22 protein-coding genes and 1 pseudogene are annotated in these 17,068 nt (G+C 71.0%); 8 read left to right on the top strand and 15 right to left on the bottom strand.

The window, feature by feature from the left end; translation table 11 throughout:
• Window positions 1-33: 33 nt before the first annotated feature.
• Entirely contained in the window at window positions 34-366 is a 333-nt protein-coding gene (locus C1J01_RS54290; RefSeq protein ID WP_181449125.1) for a sortase family protein, read from the bottom strand.
• Window positions 367-511: 145 nt separating this feature from the next.
• Between C1J01_RS54290 and C1J01_RS34820 the strand changes: the two genes are divergently transcribed.
• Window positions 512-757 carry a cell division protein CrgA gene (locus C1J01_RS34820; protein WP_111183220.1) on the top strand — a complete coding sequence of 82 codons (246 nt, stop codon included), beginning with the start codon at window positions 512-514 and terminating at the stop codon, window positions 755-757.
• Window positions 758-795: 38 nt separating this feature from the next.
• On the opposite strand, the gene C1J01_RS34815 is transcribed toward C1J01_RS34820, so the two are convergent.
• Complete coding sequence (locus tag C1J01_RS34815; protein WP_111183219.1) at window positions 796-1,665, bottom strand: rhomboid family intramembrane serine protease; 870 nt, start codon at window positions 1,663-1,665, stop codon at window positions 796-798.
• A gap of 98 nt (window positions 1,666-1,763) precedes the next feature.
• Window positions 1,764-2,300: a peptidylprolyl isomerase gene (locus tag C1J01_RS34810; RefSeq protein ID WP_111183218.1), complete on the bottom strand. Its 537-nt coding sequence runs from the start codon at window positions 2,298-2,300 to the stop codon at window positions 1,764-1,766.
• Between the two features lie 184 nt (window positions 2,301-2,484).
• On the opposite strand from C1J01_RS34810, the gene C1J01_RS34805 reads away from it, so the two are divergent.
• A complete protein-coding gene (locus C1J01_RS34805; protein WP_111183217.1) occupies window positions 2,485-2,961 on the top strand; it encodes a YtxH domain-containing protein in 477 nt (158 codons plus the stop codon).
• Window positions 2,962-3,012: 51 nt separating this feature from the next.
• Here C1J01_RS34805 and C1J01_RS34800 read toward each other — a convergent pair whose 3' ends face one another.
• The 4 genes from C1J01_RS34800 to C1J01_RS34785 all read right to left on the bottom strand — a co-directional run bounded on the left by C1J01_RS34800 (window position 3,013) and on the right by C1J01_RS34785 (window position 5,263).
• Window positions 3,013-3,333: a hypothetical protein gene (locus C1J01_RS34800; protein WP_111183216.1), complete on the bottom strand. Its 321-nt coding sequence runs from the start codon at window positions 3,331-3,333 to the stop codon at window positions 3,013-3,015.
• Window positions 3,330-3,707: an SgcJ/EcaC family oxidoreductase gene (locus C1J01_RS34795; RefSeq protein WP_111183215.1), complete on the bottom strand. Its 378-nt coding sequence runs from the start codon at window positions 3,705-3,707 to the stop codon at window positions 3,330-3,332. The genes C1J01_RS34800 and C1J01_RS34795 overlap by 4 nt, the downstream gene beginning before the upstream one ends.
• A 111-nt stretch (window positions 3,708-3,818) precedes the next feature.
• Window positions 3,819-4,391, bottom strand: a complete 573-nt coding sequence (locus C1J01_RS34790; RefSeq protein ID WP_111183214.1) for a PadR family transcriptional regulator — start codon at window positions 4,389-4,391, stop codon at window positions 3,819-3,821.
• Window positions 4,392-4,465: 74 nt separating this feature from the next.
• Window positions 4,466-5,263, bottom strand: coding sequence for an MBL fold metallo-hydrolase (locus C1J01_RS34785; RefSeq protein ID WP_181449124.1), 798 nt, complete (start codon window positions 5,261-5,263; stop codon window positions 4,466-4,468).
• Between the two features lie 30 nt (window positions 5,264-5,293).
• Between C1J01_RS34785 and C1J01_RS34780 the strand changes: the two genes are divergently transcribed.
• Window positions 5,294-5,725 (top strand): VOC family protein, encoded by a 432-nt coding sequence (locus C1J01_RS34780; protein WP_111183221.1) that lies wholly within the window; start codon window positions 5,294-5,296, stop codon window positions 5,723-5,725.
• Here the strand turns inward: C1J01_RS34780 and C1J01_RS34775 are convergent, their stop codons facing one another.
• The 3 genes from C1J01_RS34775 to C1J01_RS34765 are packed head-to-tail and all read right to left on the bottom strand — an operon-like array spanning window position 5,726 to window position 9,446.
• Window positions 5,726-6,367: a response regulator gene (locus C1J01_RS34775; RefSeq protein WP_111183212.1), complete on the bottom strand. Its 642-nt coding sequence runs from the start codon at window positions 6,365-6,367 to the stop codon at window positions 5,726-5,728.
• A 16-nt stretch (window positions 6,368-6,383) separates the two neighbouring features.
• The gene (locus C1J01_RS34770; RefSeq protein WP_111183211.1) at window positions 6,384-7,550 is read right to left on the bottom strand and encodes a sensor histidine kinase; all 1,167 of its coding nucleotides are present in this window, start codon (window positions 7,548-7,550) and stop codon (window positions 6,384-6,386) included.
• Window positions 7,551-7,610: 60 nt separating this feature from the next.
• Window positions 7,611-9,446, bottom strand: a complete 1,836-nt coding sequence (locus tag C1J01_RS34765; protein WP_111183210.1) for a flavin-containing monooxygenase — start codon at window positions 9,444-9,446, stop codon at window positions 7,611-7,613.
• Here C1J01_RS34765 and C1J01_RS54170 point away from each other — a divergent pair.
• A complete protein-coding gene (locus tag C1J01_RS54170; RefSeq protein ID WP_438943164.1) occupies window positions 9,333-9,824 on the top strand; it encodes a DUF6939 family protein in 492 nt (163 codons plus the stop codon). The genes C1J01_RS34765 and C1J01_RS54170 overlap by 114 nt on opposite strands.
• Window positions 9,825-9,846: 22 nt before the next feature.
• Entirely contained in the window at window positions 9,847-11,187 is a 1,341-nt protein-coding gene (locus C1J01_RS34755) for a hypothetical protein (RefSeq protein ID WP_111183208.1), read from the top strand.
• A gap of 1 nt (window position 11,188) precedes the next feature.
• Here the strand turns inward: C1J01_RS34755 and C1J01_RS34750 are convergent, their stop codons facing one another.
• Genes C1J01_RS34750 through C1J01_RS34740 form a run of 3 tightly spaced genes read right to left on the bottom strand, consistent with a single transcriptional unit; the run spans window position 11,189 to window position 12,277 of the window.
• Window positions 11,189-11,635, bottom strand: coding sequence for a protein-tyrosine phosphatase family protein (locus C1J01_RS34750; protein ID WP_111183207.1), 447 nt, complete (start codon window positions 11,633-11,635; stop codon window positions 11,189-11,191).
• A gap of 46 nt (window positions 11,636-11,681) precedes the next feature.
• Window positions 11,682-11,888 carry a hypothetical protein gene (locus C1J01_RS51495; RefSeq protein WP_220040250.1) on the bottom strand — a complete coding sequence of 69 codons (207 nt, stop codon included), beginning with the start codon at window positions 11,886-11,888 and terminating at the stop codon, window positions 11,682-11,684.
• Window positions 11,889-11,908: 20 nt separating this feature from the next.
• Window positions 11,909-12,277 (bottom strand): DUF4267 domain-containing protein, encoded by a 369-nt coding sequence (locus C1J01_RS34740; RefSeq protein ID WP_111183206.1) that lies wholly within the window; start codon window positions 12,275-12,277, stop codon window positions 11,909-11,911.
• An 88-nt stretch (window positions 12,278-12,365) separates the two neighbouring features.
• On the opposite strand from C1J01_RS34740, the gene C1J01_RS34735 reads away from it, so the two are divergent.
• Both C1J01_RS34735 and C1J01_RS53840 read left to right on the top strand, forming a co-directional pair.
• Window positions 12,366-12,938: a TetR/AcrR family transcriptional regulator gene (locus C1J01_RS34735; protein WP_111183205.1), complete on the top strand. Its 573-nt coding sequence runs from the start codon at window positions 12,366-12,368 to the stop codon at window positions 12,936-12,938.
• Window positions 12,939-13,092: 154 nt separating this feature from the next.
• A pseudogene (locus tag C1J01_RS53840) lies at window positions 13,093-13,848 on the top strand (serine hydrolase domain-containing protein); the annotation flags it as partial.
• Window positions 13,849-13,947: 99 nt separating this feature from the next.
• Here C1J01_RS53840 and C1J01_RS50345 read toward each other — a convergent pair.
• Window positions 13,948-14,691 carry an NUDIX hydrolase gene (locus tag C1J01_RS50345; protein WP_220040248.1) on the bottom strand — a complete coding sequence of 248 codons (744 nt, stop codon included), beginning with the start codon at window positions 14,689-14,691 and terminating at the stop codon, window positions 13,948-13,950.
• 245 nt (window positions 14,692-14,936) lie between these two features.
• On the opposite strand from C1J01_RS50345, the gene C1J01_RS34725 reads away from it, so the two are divergent.
• Window positions 14,937-16,454 carry a purple acid phosphatase family protein gene (locus C1J01_RS34725; protein ID WP_111183204.1) on the top strand — a complete coding sequence of 506 codons (1,518 nt, stop codon included), beginning with the start codon at window positions 14,937-14,939 and terminating at the stop codon, window positions 16,452-16,454.
• An 18-nt stretch (window positions 16,455-16,472) separates the two neighbouring features.
• Here the strand turns inward: C1J01_RS34725 and C1J01_RS34720 are convergent.
• Window positions 16,473-17,068 (bottom strand): carbonic anhydrase (locus C1J01_RS34720; RefSeq protein ID WP_111183203.1); only part of this gene is annotated, 596 nt, incomplete at its 5' end.

Raw genomic sequence — 17,068 nt, 5'->3', positions numbered from 1 at the left:
CGTAGATCAAGACGCGTAAGCTCGTCGGCAGCGTCAGATATGTATAAGAGCCAGGGGCAGGGCGGTGTCGGGGTGGTGGCCGGGGCCCTTCTTGAGCTGCTCGGCGCCGACGCCCTCGACCACGGCGTACTCGTAGTCGCGGCCCAGTTTGGGGATGCGCAGCAGGGCGAGGGCCGAGCCCAGCTCGATCCTGTCGAGGCGCCCGGCCTCGGCGGCGGCCTTCTTCTCGGCCAGCTGGCGCTGGAGCAGCAGCTGCTGGCTCCGGGTGTAGGCGCCGGTGCCCCAGAGCAGGTAGGCGCAGAACAACATCAGGATCAGGCCCGCGGTGATGCTCGTCTCCCCCACGGCCCGCAGCATGACCCGCATGCGATCAGGGTATGCGGGCAGTACGCAGCCACCCGGGGATCGCCATGTCATGCGCGTGGCGACTATCCTGGGCCACGCTTGAATTACGCTTAACGAAGAGCCTGTGGACGATCCGGATGCCCAGGCCCTCAGCAGGAGTTACCCAGTGCCCAAGTCCAAGGTTCGCAAGAAGCCGGTCTACACCCCGCCGGCGAAGACGCAGCAGGTCAAGGTCAGCCCGCGCTGGCTCGCCCCCACGATGGTCGTGTCGTGGATCATCGGCATCCTGTGGATCTCCATCTACTACGTTGCCCCGCAGGCGCCCGTTCTCGGCGACCTCCAGAACTGGAACCTGCTCATCGGGTTTGTTTTCATCATCTTCGGTGTGGTGCTTTCCACCCGCTGGCGTTAGTTCTTTCCACAGTCTTTTCCACAGGCTGGGGAAGAAGCTCAGCTCAGCATGCTGAGAATCGCTGGGACGCGGACCAGGACGAGCACCACCAGAAGGGCCAGCGCTCCAGCGATCGCCAGCGCCTGCCACAGGGCCCTGTTGGCCTTGGGCGCGTAGGCGAGCGCCGCGGCGAGCCCGGATCCGACGACCAGGCCGCCGATGTGGCCGGTCCAGCTGATGCCGGGCACCAGGAACGTGATCACCAGGTTGATCACGATGAGCACGGCGATGCCGCGGACGTCGAGGCTGAGCCGCCGGCCGACCACGAAGATCGCGCCGAACAGGCCGAAGATGGCGCCGGACGCGCCCACCGAGGGCTGCGTGATCGGATCGAGCCAGAGGCCGAGCACCGAGCCGCCGAGCGCGCTGAGCAGGTAGAGGGCCACGTAGCGGACGTGGCCGAAGGCACGCTCGAGGTAGGGGCCGACGACGTAGAGGGCCCAAGAGTTGAACAGGATGTGGAAGACCCCGCCGTGCACGAAGGCGGCGGTGATCATCCGGTAGTACTGGTCGAGCGCGGCCACGCCGGCCGGCCACATGGCGAGCTCGCCGGTGACCCGCTCGCCCGTCAGGTATTGCGCCCCGAAGACCAGCACGTTGATGACCAGGATGGCGTACGTCACGTAGGGCGTGCGGACGACGTTGCCGCCGAAGGTGGACCTGGCCTGGCGCAGGCCGCGGTTGCCTGCCGCCACGCACTCGGGGCACTGGAAGCCGACCGCGGCGTCGCGCATGCAGTCGGGGCAGATGGGCCGCTCGCAGCGCTGGCAGCGTACCCAGGTCTCCCTTTCGGGGTGGCGGAAGCAGGTCGGCGTCGCCTCAGCGGGCTGCTCGGGCTGTGAGGGCGGGCTCGGCGGCTGGCTGGTCATGACCGAAAGCCTATGGCGTACGGGGACGTGCTGCGTGTCGCGCGCACGCCGGGCCGCCACGCCCCTGGCGCGGGGACGCGGCGGGCCGGAAGGGCGGGTCAGCCCTGGACGCGGTCGATGGTGAGCGACTCGATGACGACGTCCTCCATCGGGCGGTCGCGGCCGTCGGTGCGCGTCTTGGCGATGGAGTCGACGACGTCCTGGCCCTCGATCACCTCGCCGAAGATGGTGTGCTTGCCGTTGAGGTGGGGCGTGGGCGTGACCGTGATGAAGAACTGCGAGCCGTTGGTGCCCTTGCCGAAGCGGATGCCGGCGTTGGCCATGGCCAGCAGGTAGGGCCGGTTGAACCAGAGCTCGGGGTGGATCTCGTCGTCGAACTCGTAGCCCGGGCCGCCGATGCCCTGGCCGAGCGGGTCACCACCCTGGATCATGAAGCCGGAGATGACGCGGTGGAAGATCGTCCCGTCGTAGTAACGGCCCGTGCTCTTCTCGCCGGTGCCGGGGTGCGTCCACTCGCGCGTGCCCTCCGCCAGCTCGACGAAGTTGCGCACGGTCTTCGGCGCCTTGGTCGGAAAGAGCTCGACCTTGATGGTGCCGTGATTGGTCTGCAGGTTAGCGATCAGCTTCTCAGCCACGAGACAGCTGCCCCCCTCTATATACAGGGTTGAATTGTGATGTTTTGAGGACTATGGCGCTCTGGCCTACCCGGCCATCCTCCCATGAGTCGCCATGATTGAGCCGCCTTGTCCAGGGAAGGTCAGGCTCGGGGCCCCAACGACAGGGGAGGTTGTCGTGTCCCTGACACAAAGAAGAGGCCGCGTGGTCATCGAGGTTCCGGCCACGTGGATGGGTCGCATGAAGACCCGGGCCGTCCAGACCGGCCAGCGAATGGCGCCCATGGCGGACCAGGCCAGAACGGCCGCCGCCCAGCGCTTCGAGGACGCCCGATACTGGGCGGCGCCGCGGCTGGAGTCCGCGGCCTACGGGTTCGAGCACCAGGTCGCCCCGAAGGTCAGCTCGATGCTGACGGACGCGGCCAGGAGGATCGAACCCACCCCCGTCGCCAGGTCGCGGCGATGGCCGATGTTCGCTCTGCTGACCGGTCTTGCGGTCGGAGCGATGGGCTACATGTTCTACCGCCGTAATGCCCAGCAGTGGACCGAGCACATGAAGGACTCCGCATCTGATGCCTCACGCTGGGTCGGCGAGAAAGCCGGCCAGACGTCGGAGTCCACGGACCGGATGGCGACCGATGTGTCACACCAGGTGGATGAAACATCTCGCAAGATGTCGTGATTTCGCCTGGGAAGCGCGCCCCCGCCGGATCGGGGGCGCGCTTCGTTGTCCTCAGGCGCGTACGTCCCTCTCGATGCGGGTGAGCCCCTCCTCGAACGCCGCGCGCGTACGGTCGGCGAAGCCGATGAAGAAGCGGTTGGCCAGCGGTACGCCCCAGCGCATCCACTGGGCCACGTTGTAGACGCGGTGCACCACCCGCGTGCCCGCGGGGTCGGGCTCGACCGACCATTCGCCCCGGTACCACCAGCCGCCCTGGTAGGCGATGGTGTGGTCGCCGACGGCCGTCCAGCCCGGATGACGGCGCACCAGGGCGCGCCAGACCGGCTCGACGGGCGCCGCGACGACGCCCGTGACCTCCGTGATCAGTTTCATGGCCGGCTCACCCGGGTGTTCTGGAACGAGGCGAAGCGCCAGCCCTCCGGGCCGCGTACGGCGGTGAGGGTGATCACGGAGTCGCGGCTCGGGTCGGGGACGCCGTCCACGGACGAGCCGCCACCGGTGACCACCAGGGCGACGTCGGCGGACAGCGGCCTGATCCGCGGTTCCGGGCCGCCCTCCGTCAGCTTGATGGGGGTTCTGAACAGCTCGCGGTGGGCGTCCTCGATGGCCTGCCTGCCCTTCAGGTGCAGGCCGAAGAAGGTGATGTAGTCGGCGTCCTCGGTGAACAGCCCGGCGTATCCGGCGGCGTCGCCGGCGTTCCAGGTCTCCGTCATCCGCTCCAGCAGGCGGGCGATCTCAGTGGACATGACGCAGCGTTCCTTTCGTCGCGGCGCCTATCCTGTGAAGGCGAGTTCGGGCAGGGCAGGCGCCTTGTTCGGTTTGCGGCCGCCGGGGTGTTGGCGCACCCCGGCGGCCCTTCACATCTCGACCGTGACCTCCCAGTCGAGCTCTCCCTTGTCGAGGCGGTCGAGCACGCCTCTGATCCAGTCGAGCTCGGCCGTGTAGAGCGCCCGTTCGGCCTCGACCTCCAGCGTGAGGATCGCGGGCAGGCCCTCGTCGGCGAGGGCGCGCAGGTGGGCCTCCATCCCGGCCAGGAGCCCTTCGACGGTGGCCGCGCGGGCGCGCAGGGCGCGCTGCGCCTCGGGCAGCGGCAGGCAGCCGATGAGCGAGACCGCCGCCACGAACACGCGCCGGTCGGGGTCGGGGTTCTCCAGCAGCTGCCGCAGCCGGGCGCGCAGCTCCGCGCGGCCCTCGTCGGTGATCTCGTAGACCGTGCGCTCGGGCCTGCGCCCCTCGCGGCCGGTGCCGGCGGGGGCGATCAGCTCGTCCCTGGCCAGGCGTTCGACCGCGTGGTAGAGGCTGCGCGGCAGGCCGGTGATGTAGTCCTTGTGCGTGTCGAGGATGAAACGGTGCAGCTCATAAGGGTGGCTGGGGCGGACGCTGAGCAGGGCCAGCACGGTCAGGCCGACCAGGTCGTGGCGTCTCGCCATAGCGCCTCCCTCTATATTGCAAAACGCACTATATGAGGATGCGCCGCTCCTGTCGAGGGGCCTTTCGGCGCGGATCAGGCGTCGAGTTGGAGGAAGGCGCGGGCGATGACCTGCTGGGAGACGTCCTCCGGGTAGGGGAACCGGCCGATCAGGTCGCGCAGGCCCTCGACGTGGGCGCGTTCGGCCAGGTCGGCGGCCACGGCCAGCTCGTCGTGCTGCGCCCACGCGTACGCGCGGTCCACGACCGCGCCGTGGCCCGGCACGATCACGTCCTCCGGCATCTCGGCCAGCATCGCCGCGAGGGTGGCCGGCCAGTCGAGCGGGTAGGAGTCGGCGAACGCCGGCGGCGCCCCCTGCTCCACCAGGTCACCGGCGAACACCACGCCGGCGTCCGGAACGTGCACGGCCACGTCGTTGTCGCTGTGCCCGAGCCCGAAGTGGCGCAGGTGGACCATCCGGCCGCCGATGTCGAGGCTCGCCGTGACCGCGAACGTCTGGTCGGGCGGCACGATGGCGACCTCCTCCAGCTCCTCGCGCCGCTCGGGGCGGTAGTCGATCATGCCGGCGCGCTGCCGCTCGCCGTGCGTCTCCAGCTCCTCGGCGCACCGGACGTGACCCCAGATCTCGGCGGGGCGGAAGAGCGCGTTGCCGAAGCAGTGGTCGAAGTGGGCGTGGCTGTTGACGACCGTCCATGGGCCCGGGGTGACGGTCCTGATCGCCTCGATGAGGTCGGCCGCCTCACGGTGGGAGCCGCGGGTGTCGATCACCAGGCAGTGTCCGTCGTCGCCGACGACCAGCCCCGTGTTCAGGTCGAACGACCGGTGCCGTCGGACGTAGACGCGGTCGCCGACCTCATGCCACGTGTCGTACATGCTAACGAACCATACTTTTAGGATCGGTCTATGGCATATGACTTCCAGGTCGTCATCGACACCGGTGACCCTCATCCCCTTGCCGACTGGTGGGCCGACGCGCTCGGGTGGAAGGTGGAGCGCCAGGAGGAGGCGTTCATCCGGGAGATGATCGAGAAGGGTTACGCCGGCGAGGACGAGACGACCGTGCACAACGGCGCGCTGGTGTGGAAGTCGGGTGCGGCCATCCGGCACCCCGACGGGCTCGAACGCGCTCCACGCGTGTTGTTCCAGCTCGTGCCCGAGCCCAAGCGGGTCAAGAACCGCGTACACCTGGACATCCGGGTCGGCGCGGGGAAGATCGACGAAGAGGCGGCGCGGCTGACGGCCAAGGGCGCGAAGGAGCTGCACCGCGGACGCCAGGGGCCCAACTGGTGGGTCACCCTCGCCGACCCCGAGGGCAACGAGTTCTGTCTGTCCTGATCAGCCCCGCAGGTACGCCAGCACCGCCAGCACCCTGCGATGCCCGTCGGCCGCGGGCGGCAGATCGAGCTTCGTGAAGATGTTGGCGATGTGCTTGGCCACCGCCGCGTCGCTGACGTAGAGCTCCTTGGCTATCGAGGCGTTCGACCGGCCCTCGGCGATCAGGCCGAGCACCTCCTGCTCGCGCGGGGTGAGCCGGGCCAGCGGGTCGCGCCGGCGGCGCAGGAGCTGCCGCACCACCTCCGGGTCGACGACCGTGCCGCCGGCGGCCACGCGGTCGAGGGCGTCGACGAACTCGCGTACGTCGCCGATGCGGTCTTTCAGCAGGTAGCCGATGCCCGCGCCGGCGCCGGACTCCAGCAGCTCGGCGGCGTACGTCTGCTCGACGTACTGGCTGAGGACGAGCACCGCCAGGTCGGGGTGGCGGTCGCGCAGCTCCAGGGCCGCCCGCAGCCCCTCGTCGGTGAAGCCGGGCGGCATGCGCACGTCGGTCACCACGGCCTCCGGCCGGTGCTCGGCGACGGCCTCGACCAGGGCGGGCGCGTCGCCGACCGCGGCCACGACAGTGTGGCCGAAGCGTTCGAGCAGCCCGGCCAGGCCCTCCCTGAGCAGGACGGCGTCCTCGGCGATCACCACGCGCACGGGCTCTCCTCCTTCGTCACGGGCACGGGATCTCCATCCGGACGCGGGTCGGCCCGCCCACCGGGCTCGACAGGGACAGTCTCCCGTCCACCACGGCCAGCCGGTCGGCCAGCCCGGTCAGCCCCGTCCCCTTGCCCGGATCGGCGCCGCCGCCGCCGTCGTCGTGTACCTCGACGACCAGCGTGCCGCGCTCGACGCGGCCGGTGACGGCGGCGCGGGTTGCCCGGCTGTGCTTGGCGACGTTCGCGAGGGCCTCGCTGACGACGTAGTACGCGGTCACCTCGACGGGGGCGGGCAGCCGGCCGGGCAGCTCGACGTCCACGTCCACGGGGACGGGTGAGCGGCCGGCCACGTCGTGGACCGCGGCGGCCAGGCCCCGGTCGGTGAGCACCTGGGAGTGCACGCCCCTGATGAGCTCGCGCAGCTCGGCCAGCGCCTGCTTGGCCTCGTCGTGCGCCAGCCCGACCAGCCGGCCCGCCGGGGTGTCGTCCGGCAGGTCGAGCCGGGCCATGCCGAGCGACATGGACAACGAGACCAGCCGCTGCTGGGCGCCGTCGTGCAGGTCGCGCTCGATCCGGCGGCGTTCCATCTCGAACGCGTCCACCAGCCGCGCCCGCGAGCGCAGCACCTCGGCCAGCTCGGAGCTCTGCGGGGCCAGCATCGCCCGCGCCATCGCCCCCCGCGCCCCGCCCCACGCGGTGATCGTGTACGCGGCCACGGGCAGCAGCAGCACGCCCGCGACGCAGGACACGACGCTGACGATCGGCACGATGTCGGGCTGGACGACGGGGGTGAGGATCAGCAGCAGCGGCCCGATCACCGTGAACGCCAGCATGATCAGGTCGATCCACCACATGGCGAGCACGGTCATCACCGCGAGCCCGGCCTCGCGCCTGCGTCTGTCGGGCGTGTCCGGCACCGGCACGCCGTCCACCAGGCGCAGGCGCAGCCGTTCGAAGCGGGCCACCAGCGGGATCGACAGGGCCAGCACCGCGAGGCCGGCGAGCACGCCGAGCGGCAGGGCGACGAGCCCGGCGCGCACCGCGGCGGCGGTGGTCAGCGCCGCGGCCACCCCGGGCACGACGCTGCCCAGCAGGTACGCCGCACTCCGCCAGGGCCACGCCGAGCCGAGGAACGGGAGGGGGCGCCTGGTCAGGGCTTCCAACGCTGTCCTGTCGCGCACGTTGCGACGCTATCCGCCGGCGTCCGGACCTGGCAGTAGTGCCAGGTGGAGGTTTCGCCGTCAGTCGGCGCCGGCGGTCTCTCTTCTGCCGAAGCGGTCGGCCACCGAACGGAAGGCGAGGCCGTCGAACGTGCCTGATCGCCGCCATTGGTCGATGTAGCCGAAAAAGGCCATCGCGCCGTGCGGGTGGCCGACGTTGAGGCGGCCCTTGAGGCCCGCGTCGTGGCCCTCGTTGTTGTAGTAGCCGGGGGTGCAGTCGGGTGAGCCCAGCAGGCGGCCAGCGCCTGAGAGCAGCAGCTCGACCCAGGCGTCCTCGGCCTCCTTGGTGGGCTCGACCTGCGCGTACCCGTGGTCGAGGGCGTGCCTGACGGTGACGGCGATGGTCCGGCCCGCCTCCGTCAGGTTGTGCGGGATGTTGGAGATCAGGTTGGCGCCCTGCGTGGGCTGGACGATGAAGGCGTTCGGGAAGCCGTGCACGTGGACGCCGTGCAGCGTGCGCATGCCGTCCGCCCAGTGCTCCGACAGCCGGCGCCCGCCGCGTCCCACCAGGTCGTAGCCGGCTCGCCGGGTGTAGTCGGTGGTGACCTCGAAGCCCGAGGCGTAGATGACGCAGTCGACCTCGTACTCGCGGCCGGCCGCCACCACGCCCTTCTCGGTGATGCGCTCGACGCCCTTGCCGTCGGTGTCGACCAGGTGGGTGCCCGGCAGGTTGAACGCCTGGAGGTATTCGTCGTGGAAGCAGGGCCGCTTGCACAGCTGGCGGTACCACGCCTTGAGCCTGGACGCGGTGTCGGAGTCGCGCACGACGGCGTCCACGCGGGCGCGGATCTCCTCCATCTTCTCGAAGTCGGCGTCCTCGAACGCGGCCAGCATCGTCTCCTGGCTCAGCTCCGCGGGCGGGATGGCCCTGATGCGGGAGCGGAAGCGGCGGGCGATGTCGGTCCAGCCGTCCATGACCAGGTCCTCGTCGGCCAGGCCGCCCGCCTGGTTGGCGGTGAAGTTCTCCAGCCAGCGCTGCTGCCAGCCGGGCGTCGCGGTGACCGCGGCGAACCACTGCGGGTCGATCGGGTGGTTGTCGCGCACGTCCACCGACGAGGGCGTGCGCTGGAAGACGTACAGCTCCTGGCAGGCGCGCGCGAGGTGCGGCACGCACTGGACGGCCGTCGCGCCCGTGCCGATGATCGCCACCCGCTTGTCGGCCAGCCGGTCCAGCGGGGCCCCGGACGGGTCGCCGCCCGTGTACGCGTAGTCCCAGCGGCTGGTGTGGAACGAATGTCCCTGGAAGGAGTCGATGCCCGGGATGCCGGGGAGTTTCGGCACGTGCAGGGGGCCGATGCCCATGGCGACGAACTGGGCGGTGAACGCGTCGCCGCGGTTCGTCCTGATCGTCCAGCGGGAGCGCTGCTCGTCCCAGGTGAGGTCGAGGACCTCGGTGTGGAAGAGCGCGTTGTCGTACAGGCCGTAGTGCTTGCCGATGCGGCGGCAGTGCTCGAGGATCTCGGGGCCGTGCGCGTACTTCTCGGTCGGCATGTGGCCGGTCTCTTCGAGCAGCGGCATGTAGACGAACGACGCCGTGTCGCACTGCGCGCCCGGGTAGCGGTTCCAGTACCACGTGCCGCCGAAGTCGCCGCCCTTCTCGACGATGCGCACGTCCTCGACGCCGGCCTCCTTCAGCCGCGCCCCGGTGACCAGCCCCGCGAAGCCGCCGCCGATGAACGCGACCGTCACGTGGTCTGTCCTCGGGGCGCGCTCGGTCACCGGCGTGTACGGGTCGTCCAGGTAGTGCGCGAAGCGGCCGGTGAGGCGGATGTACTGGTCGTTGCCGTCCGGGCGCAGCCGCTTGTCGCGTTCCTCGCGGTATTTCGCGCGCAGTGCCTCTTTGTCGACAGTGGCCATGCATCCCTCCGAGCTCGGGGCGGGTCGCTCGCCGCAATTTCAGAATGTCATTCGGAATTCCCTTCGGACAAGTCTCCGGTTTCTGTCGGTGTCCATCGGCACCATGGACGCCGTGCGCATCCACCTCGCCGGCCGCTGCCCTACGAGGAGGCCCGGCGGCGCGTCTACCTGCCGGCCTACCACTGGGTCCTGGCGCACAAGGCCGCCGACGTGGTCGAGCGGCTGCGAGAAGTGGCCCGCGGGCAGGAGGTCGTGCTGCTCGACTACACGACCAACGGCGACGTGAGCGATCTGACGACGCCGCTCTCGCACGCGACTCTCGTCCGGCTTCACCTGCTGGGTGAGCGATTGAGCCACTATTGTGGTGGCCCGTCCTGAGACGTCACGAGGAAGCGGATTCATGGTGGCCCACCGCGCACTGGTCATCGCCATGCTGCCCGCGATCGGGCTGCGCGTGCTCGCCGTGCTCGGCTTCCCTCCGGCCATCCTGTTCTACGGCGACTCCTTCGCGTTCCTGAGCGAGGAGCTGAAGCCCGGCACGACCCGGCCGTCCGGCTACTCCCTGCTGCTGGCGCTGCTGCGCCCCGCCCACAGCCTGACGCTGGTGACCGTCCTGCAGCACCTGCTGGTGCTGGGCCTCGCGGTGGCGATCTACGCGCTGCTGCGCCGCCGCGGCCTGCCGGGCTGGGGGGCGACGCTGCTGGTGACGCCGCTGCTGTACGACGAGTTCCTGATCCTCCTGGAACACATGATCATGGCGGACGCGGTCTTCATCGTGCTCGTCACGGCCGCGGTCGTCCTGCTCGTCTGGCGCGTCACGCCGGCGACCGCCGCCACCGGCGGCATGCTCCTGGGCCTGGCCGGCATCACCAGGACGGTCGGCCTGCCGCTGCTCATCCTGGCCGCCGCCTACCTGCTGGTGCGCCGCTACGGCTGGCGCCCGCTGGTCGCGCTGCTGCTGGCCGGGGCGATCCCGCTGGGCGCGTACGCCACGTGGATGAAGGTGGAGAAGGACAAGTTCGCCCTCACCGAGGCCGACGGCAACTTCCTGTGGTCGCGGACCATGAGCTTCGCCGACTGTGACGTGATCAAGCCGCCGGAGCGGCTCGCCGTGCTCTGTCCCGACATGCCGGTGGGGCAACGACCGTACCCGCCTCATTGGTTGTGGGAGGATTTCTCCCCGCTGCTGAAGGTGCCGGGCACGGCCCATCGCAACGAGCTCGCCGGCGAGTTCGCCCGGGAGGCCATCCTCGCCCAGCCGGGCGGCTACCTGGGGGCGGTCGCCACCGACCTCACGCAGCTGCTGCGCTGGGAGCGTACGGCGGCCGACGAGAAGACCCCGTACAAGTTCCCCTCCTCCGAGCGGCCCATCAACGAATCGGTGCGGGGCGTGGCGGAGTCGTACGAGGCGGGGCCGGCCGCGACGCGGGTGGTGGAGCCGTTCGCCGGGTGGTTGCGGGCCTACCAGCGCTTCGGCTACGTGCCGTTCCCGCTGCTGACGCTGGCCCTGGTGGGGGTGCTGGCCGCCGCCCTGGTCAGGCGGCGGTGGGAGGCGCTGCTGCCGGGCCTGGCCGCGCTCGCGCTCGTCGCCTCGCCGCCGTTCCTGGCCGCCTTCGACGTCCGGTACGTGATCCCGGCGATCCCGCTGATCTGCCTGGCCGCGGGGCTGACCCTCGGCGGGCGTGCGCCCCGCGCGGGCAGGCACGCGGCGCGCGAACCCGAGCCGGCCGAGGTGGGCTGACCTACCGGCGGTCGAGTGCGCGCCCGAAGCGGGCGACGAACCGCCGCTGCCACGGGGTCTCGACGGCGCTCGGGGAGTAGTGCTCGCGCACGTACGCCACCGCCTCGTCGCCCGGCACGCCGTCGAGCACGGCGATGCAGGCCAGGGCGGTGCCGGTGCGGCCGCGCCCGCCGTGGCAGGCGACCTCGACACGCTCGGCCTCCGCGCGTTCCCACGCCTCGCGCAGCGCCCGGGCGGCCTCCTCGCGGTCGGACGGCAGCCGGAAGTCGGGCCAGCGCACCCAGCGGTGCTCCCACTCCACCTCGGGCGGGCGCTTGCCCAGCAGGTAGAGGGCGAAGGTCGGAAGCGGGCCGTCGGGGAGGGGATGTCCGAGGCCGCGGCCGCGGACGAGCCGGCCGGAGGGCAGGCGCAGCACGCCCGCCGCGGTGGGCTCCCAGAGTGCGCTCATGCCGGGAGCGTAGCCTTCGGGCCGGCGCCTGTCCCACGGTGATCGTTCAGACCCGAAGCCGTCCAGGGGTGCACCGGTGCTGGAGGCCGAAGGCACCGCCCTCGGCCGGACGCTCAGTCGTTGGCAGCGCGCCGCGTCGCCCGGCGGCCCGTGCGAAGAACAGCGCCAGGAGCACGATGTCGTCGATGTTGGTGACGGCGAACAGGGCGGCGGCCTGCCCGACGATGCCCGCGTGCACGGGTTCCTCGATCACGACGACCATCATGGACCCCGTCAGACGAGGAAGAGCAGGGCGGCGGCGAGCAGGACGACGACGGCCGTGGCGAAGTGGATGCCGAAGGCGGTCGCCTTGGTGCCGCCATTGCGCAGCACGATCAGCGTGTCGGCGAGCGGCACGAAGGCGACGACCAGCATGAACCAGGCTTCGGCGCGGAGCCCGGCGAAGGCGAGCAGGGCCAGGCCGAGCAGGCCGAACGTGAGGTCGCGCACACCCTTGACGGTCAGATAGGCGGCGTCGCCGTCCGGCTTGGCGGGGACGCCGTAACCCGCGGCCGACGGCCGGGGCACGAGCAGGAACCGCGCGCCGATGAAGATCACGAACAGGTTGAGCAGGACGGCGAGCGCGTAGGCGGTGACGAGCATGGTGTTCTCCAGGTTCTAGCAGCGCTAGGTTTCGGAGCGAGGCTAACATAGCTCTGACAGGTTCTCTAGCGCTGCTAGAATCGCCACCATGTCGATTCAGGCGCGCCGGGAGCGCGAGCGGGCCGAGCGCGAACGGCTGATCGTCACGGCAGCCCGCGACCTGCTCGAATCCGAGGGCTGGGACGCCGTGACCACCCGCCGGCTGGCGGAGAAGATCGAATACAGTCAGCCGGTCCTCTACAGCCACTTCAAGGGCAAGAGCGCGATCATGGCGGCGGTCGCGACAGCCGGCTTCGCCGACCTGACCGCCGAGCTGCGCGCCGCCCGCACCGCCGCGGGCGACCCCCGGCGGGCGCTCGCCGCCGTCGCCGCCGCGTACGCCGGGTTCGCCGAGCGACACCCCGCCCTGTACGAGGCGATGTTCACCCAGCCCGTCGACCTGCCGTTCGGCAGGCCCGACACGCCGCCCGAGCTGCGGCAGGCGTACGAGGAGCTGCGCGAGGCGCTGCGCCCGTTCGCACGCGACGACGACCTGGAGACCCTCACCGAGACGTTCTGGAGCGCCCTGCACGGGCTGCTCGTCCTCAGACGCAACGACCGGCTCCGCCACGACGAGCACGAACACCGGCTCGCCCTCCTGCTCGGCCGCTTCGCTACGTGAGAAGCGTGTAGTCGAGCAGGGTCAGCGGCCAGAGCGCGCCCTCGCCCTCCGGCGGCATGACGGCCTCGGGCGGCGCGGGAAGGTTGCGGCAACCTGAGTTGACACCTTCCCAGATCGTCAACCAATATTGACGCACGCGCGGAAAGGAGCCCGCATGGACGACCTCGTACGCCAGACCGCCGAGCGCCTGGCGGCCCGGCGGAAGGGCGCCGTCGTCGTCGGCGCGGTGCACGGTGACCTGACGACCACGTACGGCGCCGACCCCCGCACCCTGTTCGAGATCGGCTCGATCACCAAGACGTTCACCTCGCTTGCGCTGGCCCGCCTGGTGGTACGCGGCGAGCTCACCCTCGACCGGCCCCTGCGCGACCTGCTGCCGGGCGCCGTGCCGAGCCGCGGCGGCCGTGACATCGAGCTGGTCCACCTCGCCTGCCACACCTCCGGGCTGCCCCGGCTGCCGAAGGGCCTGATGCCCCGCGCCCTGTGGCAGACCTCCGACCCGTACGCGGACTGCACCGAGGAGATGCTGCTGGACGGCCTGGCCCGCACGCGGCTGCGCGCCACCCCAGGACGCCGCTTCCGCTACTCGAACCTCGGAGCCGGGCTCCTCGGCCTGGCGCTGGCCCGGCACGCGGGCGTCGGCTACGACGAGCTGATCCAGGCGGAGATCTGCCGCCCGCTGGGTCTGGCCGACACCCGGGTGACCCTCACCGCCGAGCACGCCTCCCGGCTCGCGCCCGGCCACTCCGCCTTCGGCCGGCCGCGTCCCGGCTGGCGGCCGGCGGCGCTCGCCGGTGCGGGCGGCCTGCACCCCACGGTGCCCGACCTGCTGCGGCCGGCCCGCGCCACGTTCGCGGAGGCTCCCGAGGAGCTCGCGAAGGCCATCGCGCTCACCCGCGAGACCGGCCCCCCTCTCGGCAGGGCGAGCACCGCCCACCCGGGCTGGTTGTCGATGACGCGCCCGCTCGGTCGACCGCGCCGGTCTCGGCCTGCTGTCCCGGCTGGTCTCCTAGAGGGCCGCGTACCTGCGGACGACCGGCTCCAGGTAGTCGGCAAGGGGGCCGTCGAACCCCGCCAGCTGGGCGGGGGAGCGGACCAGGGCGATCCGGTCGAACTCCGGCTCGCAGCCCCGCGCCGTCTCCTCGGCCACCAGGGCGGCGAACCGTTCGCTCAGCACCGACGCCGGCAGGGGCGGGGCCAGGAACACCGCGCCGACGTTGCCCTGCTCGCCGCGCGAGACCAGCCACAGGGTCAAGTCGCCCGGGTCGGCCTCCACCCCGGTCTCCTCCACCAGCTCACGGGCGGCGTGGCGGCGCAGCGCGGCCAGGTCGAGCGGCTCGCGGCCGAGCGGCGGCTCGACCGTCCCGCCCGGCAGCTGCCAGCGTCCCGGCGCCGCCGTGGACGCCGACATCCGGCCCGTGACCAGGCCTCCGTCCTCGGCCGGCTGCACGATCGACACGAACAGCGACGGCAGCCACGACGCCGCCCCGGGCACCCGGCGCAGCGCGAAGTAGCGGTACGTCGTCCGGGCCCAGGTGACGACCAGTTCGCTCGGCCCCTCCCGCTCCAGCCCGGTGCACGAGGCCACCGGCCCGTCGAAGAGGAGCGGATTGTCCCGTACGGACTCCTGCCACACGCGGTTCATGGCCGCCTCGTCCTCGGCCGACACGTACGGCGGCGGCCCCTCGACCAGACGGATCCGGCGGACGTCGATGAGCTCCACGCCGGTGGACTGCAACAGTGGTTCGGTCACCTGACTCATGCTTGCCGAGTGCCTCGCCCGTCCCTCCGGACTCGACCGTCTATGTCCCCGTGCAAGACCGACTTTTGGCCGTGCCGTACCAGGACCGGTCCGTGCTCGGCCGAGGGACCGGTTCGGCTGGGGAGCGGTCGAGAGGTCTCCCAGGCAGAAAGAAGGCGAGAAGTATCCCTGTTTGTACTGATTCGTGCTTATGTCATGCCGGGTGTTGTTAACTTTCGAGATCTACGTTCCGCCTCATGCCTGGATGTGATTTCACCCGGCGCGACCTGCTGCGCTGGTCCGCAGTGGCCGCGGCCGCCCCCGCAGTTTCCGCCCTCTCCCTGCACCGCGGTGTCGCGGAAGCCGCGACCCGACGCGACAGTGTCTCGCCCGCGAACCTCGAACTGGTCACCCTGACCGAAGACCGCGCCATCATCACCTGGTACACCGGCCACACCGGCAGCGATGACGGCCTGGGCCGCATGGAGCCCGCTCCGGCCGACGGCGAGGTGCGCTGGGGCACGCGTCCCGACCACCTCAACCGGGTCGCGCACGGTCTGACGGACGACACGCCGTACCACTACGTGGAGCTCCGCCATCTGGAGCCCGGCCGGACCTACTACTACCAAGCGTTCTCGAACGGCAAGCCCGTCCCGCCGACGGCGTTCACGCTGATCAGCGGAAACGCGGTGGGCACCTCCGACTACGGGCTGGGCTCCACCGGGCCGTTCAGCTTCACCACGCCCGAGCCCCCGCCGGGCCGTCACCTGTTCACCATCGCGCTGTGCAACGACCTGCACATGGGAGAGACGCAGGCCGGCCTCGTCGGCGGGCAGCCTCAGTACATCGGGATCTCACAGGAGCCGGGGCTGCCGCCGTATCCGGAGGTCATGCTGGAGGCGCTGGTCCGCGACGCAGGCGCGCTGGGCGCCGACTACCTGCTGGCCGCCGGAGACATCTCGGCCGAGGCGGTGCCGGTCGACCTGAGCATGGCCCGCCGCCTGCTGGGCAGGTTCGGCGACTACCGCAGCGACTTCTTCGTCACCCGCGGGAACCACGACCGGGCGCACATCGGCGATCCCTACGCGAACTGCCGGGCCGGGCAGTGGCAGGGCAACGACTGCTTCCGCGACCACTTCTTCGACGGCACCGAGCCGACCTACTTCGCGCGTGAGCTGCAAGGCCTGCGTGTCATCGGCATCGACACGTATGACAAGCCGGGCAACGGCGGCGACCCGGGCGCGCTCTCCGCCGACCAGCTCGACTGGTTCCGCACCGAGCTGGCCAGGGACCGGGAGCGGCCCACCATGGTCTTCGGCCACCACCCGCTCATCGTCCAGGACTCGGCCTTCCCGATCAGCCCGAGCAACACCATCGACGCCGCCCAGGCCCAGACCATCCTGGAGGACTACGCGAACACTCCGGGCCTCTTCCTCCACCACGCCGGCCACACCCACCGCAACAAGCGCACGATCAGCCCCATCGCGCCGGACGTCGTCCACCAGGAGATCGCCGCCGGGAAGGAATACCCCGGCGGCTTCTCCCTGCTGCGCGTCCACACCGGCGGGTACGCGCTGAACTTCTACAAGACGCGCAGCGAGCTGGCCCGGCGATGGAGCGAGCGCAGCCGGATGGAGATCCAGGGCTACTGGCCGCAGTTCGCGCTCGGCAGCCGCGTCTCCGACCGCAACATCATGGCCGAACGCGACTTCTCCGGACTGCGCAAGCCCTCCCATCCGCACGGCGGTGAGCACCACGACCCGCACCAGCACTGACGTCTGGTGACGACCCCTCTACACGAGTCTGGTGACCAGGCCGGTGTCGAGGGAGTAGTAGGCGCCGACGATCTTGAGGTGTCCTCGGGCGATCCGGCGGGCGAGCAGTTTGTTGGCCTTGAGCTTGGCCACGACGCCGGTGGTGTTGAGTCTGATCATCTTGTCCACGTTGCCGCCGGCGCGTCTGTACGCGGGGCGCAGGGCCTTCACGATGTCCTGGAGGCCGCCGGGGAGGCGTTCGCCTTCATGCAGCGCGTGGGCGGCGGCCGACACCGCGCCGCAGCGCTGGTGGCCCAGGACCACGATCAGCGGGACGTCCAGCTCGGCGGGGCCGTACTCGATGGCGCCCGACACGAGGGGGTCGATGGTCTGGGCGGCGCTGCGCACCGTGAGCAGGTCGCCGAGACCGGCGTCGAAGACCATCTCCGGGGGGACGCGGGAGTCGATGCACGACACGACGGTGGCGTACGGCTCCTGCTTCTCGGCGACCTCGGCCCGTCTGGCGAGGTCCTGGTGCGGGTGGAGCACGTCACCGGAGACCCAGCGGCGGTTGCCCTTCCGCAGCTCGGCCCAGGCGTCGTCGGGGGTTCGTCGCCGGGTGGCGGAGGCGGGGG

Origin of the sequence: Nonomuraea aridisoli (assembly GCF_003236395.1) — a bacterium.
Lineage (GTDB): Bacteria > Actinomycetota > Actinomycetes > Streptosporangiales > Streptosporangiaceae > Nonomuraea > Nonomuraea aridisoli.
The sequence above is the reverse complement of the archived record's forward strand: the minus strand, read 5'-3'. Positions and strand labels throughout refer to the sequence as shown.

Coding starts and splice junctions, on each gene's coding strand:
- C1J01_RS54290 (WP_181449125.1), bottom strand. CDS start 366: ATGCGGGTCATGCTGCGGGCCGTGGGGGAGACGAGCATCACCGCGGGC.
- C1J01_RS34815 (WP_111183219.1), bottom strand. CDS start 1,665: ATGACCAGCCAGCCGCCGAGCCCGCCCTCACAGCCCGAGCAGCCCGCT.
- C1J01_RS34800 (WP_111183216.1), bottom strand. CDS start 3,333: ATGAAACTGATCACGGAGGTCACGGGCGTCGTCGCGGCGCCCGTCGAG.
- C1J01_RS34795 (WP_111183215.1), bottom strand. CDS start 3,707: ATGTCCACTGAGATCGCCCGCCTGCTGGAGCGGATGACGGAGACCTGG.
- C1J01_RS34790 (WP_111183214.1), bottom strand. CDS start 4,391: ATGGCGAGACGCCACGACCTGGTCGGCCTGACCGTGCTGGCCCTGCTC.
- C1J01_RS34785 (WP_181449124.1), bottom strand. CDS start 5,263: ATGTACGACACGTGGCATGAGGTCGGCGACCGCGTCTACGTCCGACGG.
- C1J01_RS34780 (WP_111183221.1), top strand. CDS start 5,294: ATGGCATATGACTTCCAGGTCGTCATCGACACCGGTGACCCTCATCCC.
- C1J01_RS34765 (WP_111183210.1), bottom strand. CDS start 9,446: ATGGCCACTGTCGACAAAGAGGCACTGCGCGCGAAATACCGCGAGGAA.
- C1J01_RS34755 (WP_111183208.1), top strand. CDS start 9,847: ATGGTGGCCCACCGCGCACTGGTCATCGCCATGCTGCCCGCGATCGGG.
- C1J01_RS34750 (WP_111183207.1), bottom strand. CDS start 11,635: ATGAGCGCACTCTGGGAGCCCACCGCGGCGGGCGTGCTGCGCCTGCCC.
- C1J01_RS34740 (WP_111183206.1), bottom strand. CDS start 12,277: ATGCTCGTCACCGCCTACGCGCTCGCCGTCCTGCTCAACCTGTTCGTG.
- C1J01_RS34735 (WP_111183205.1), top strand. CDS start 12,366: ATGTCGATTCAGGCGCGCCGGGAGCGCGAGCGGGCCGAGCGCGAACGG.
- C1J01_RS34725 (WP_111183204.1), top strand. CDS start 14,937: ATGCCTGGATGTGATTTCACCCGGCGCGACCTGCTGCGCTGGTCCGCA.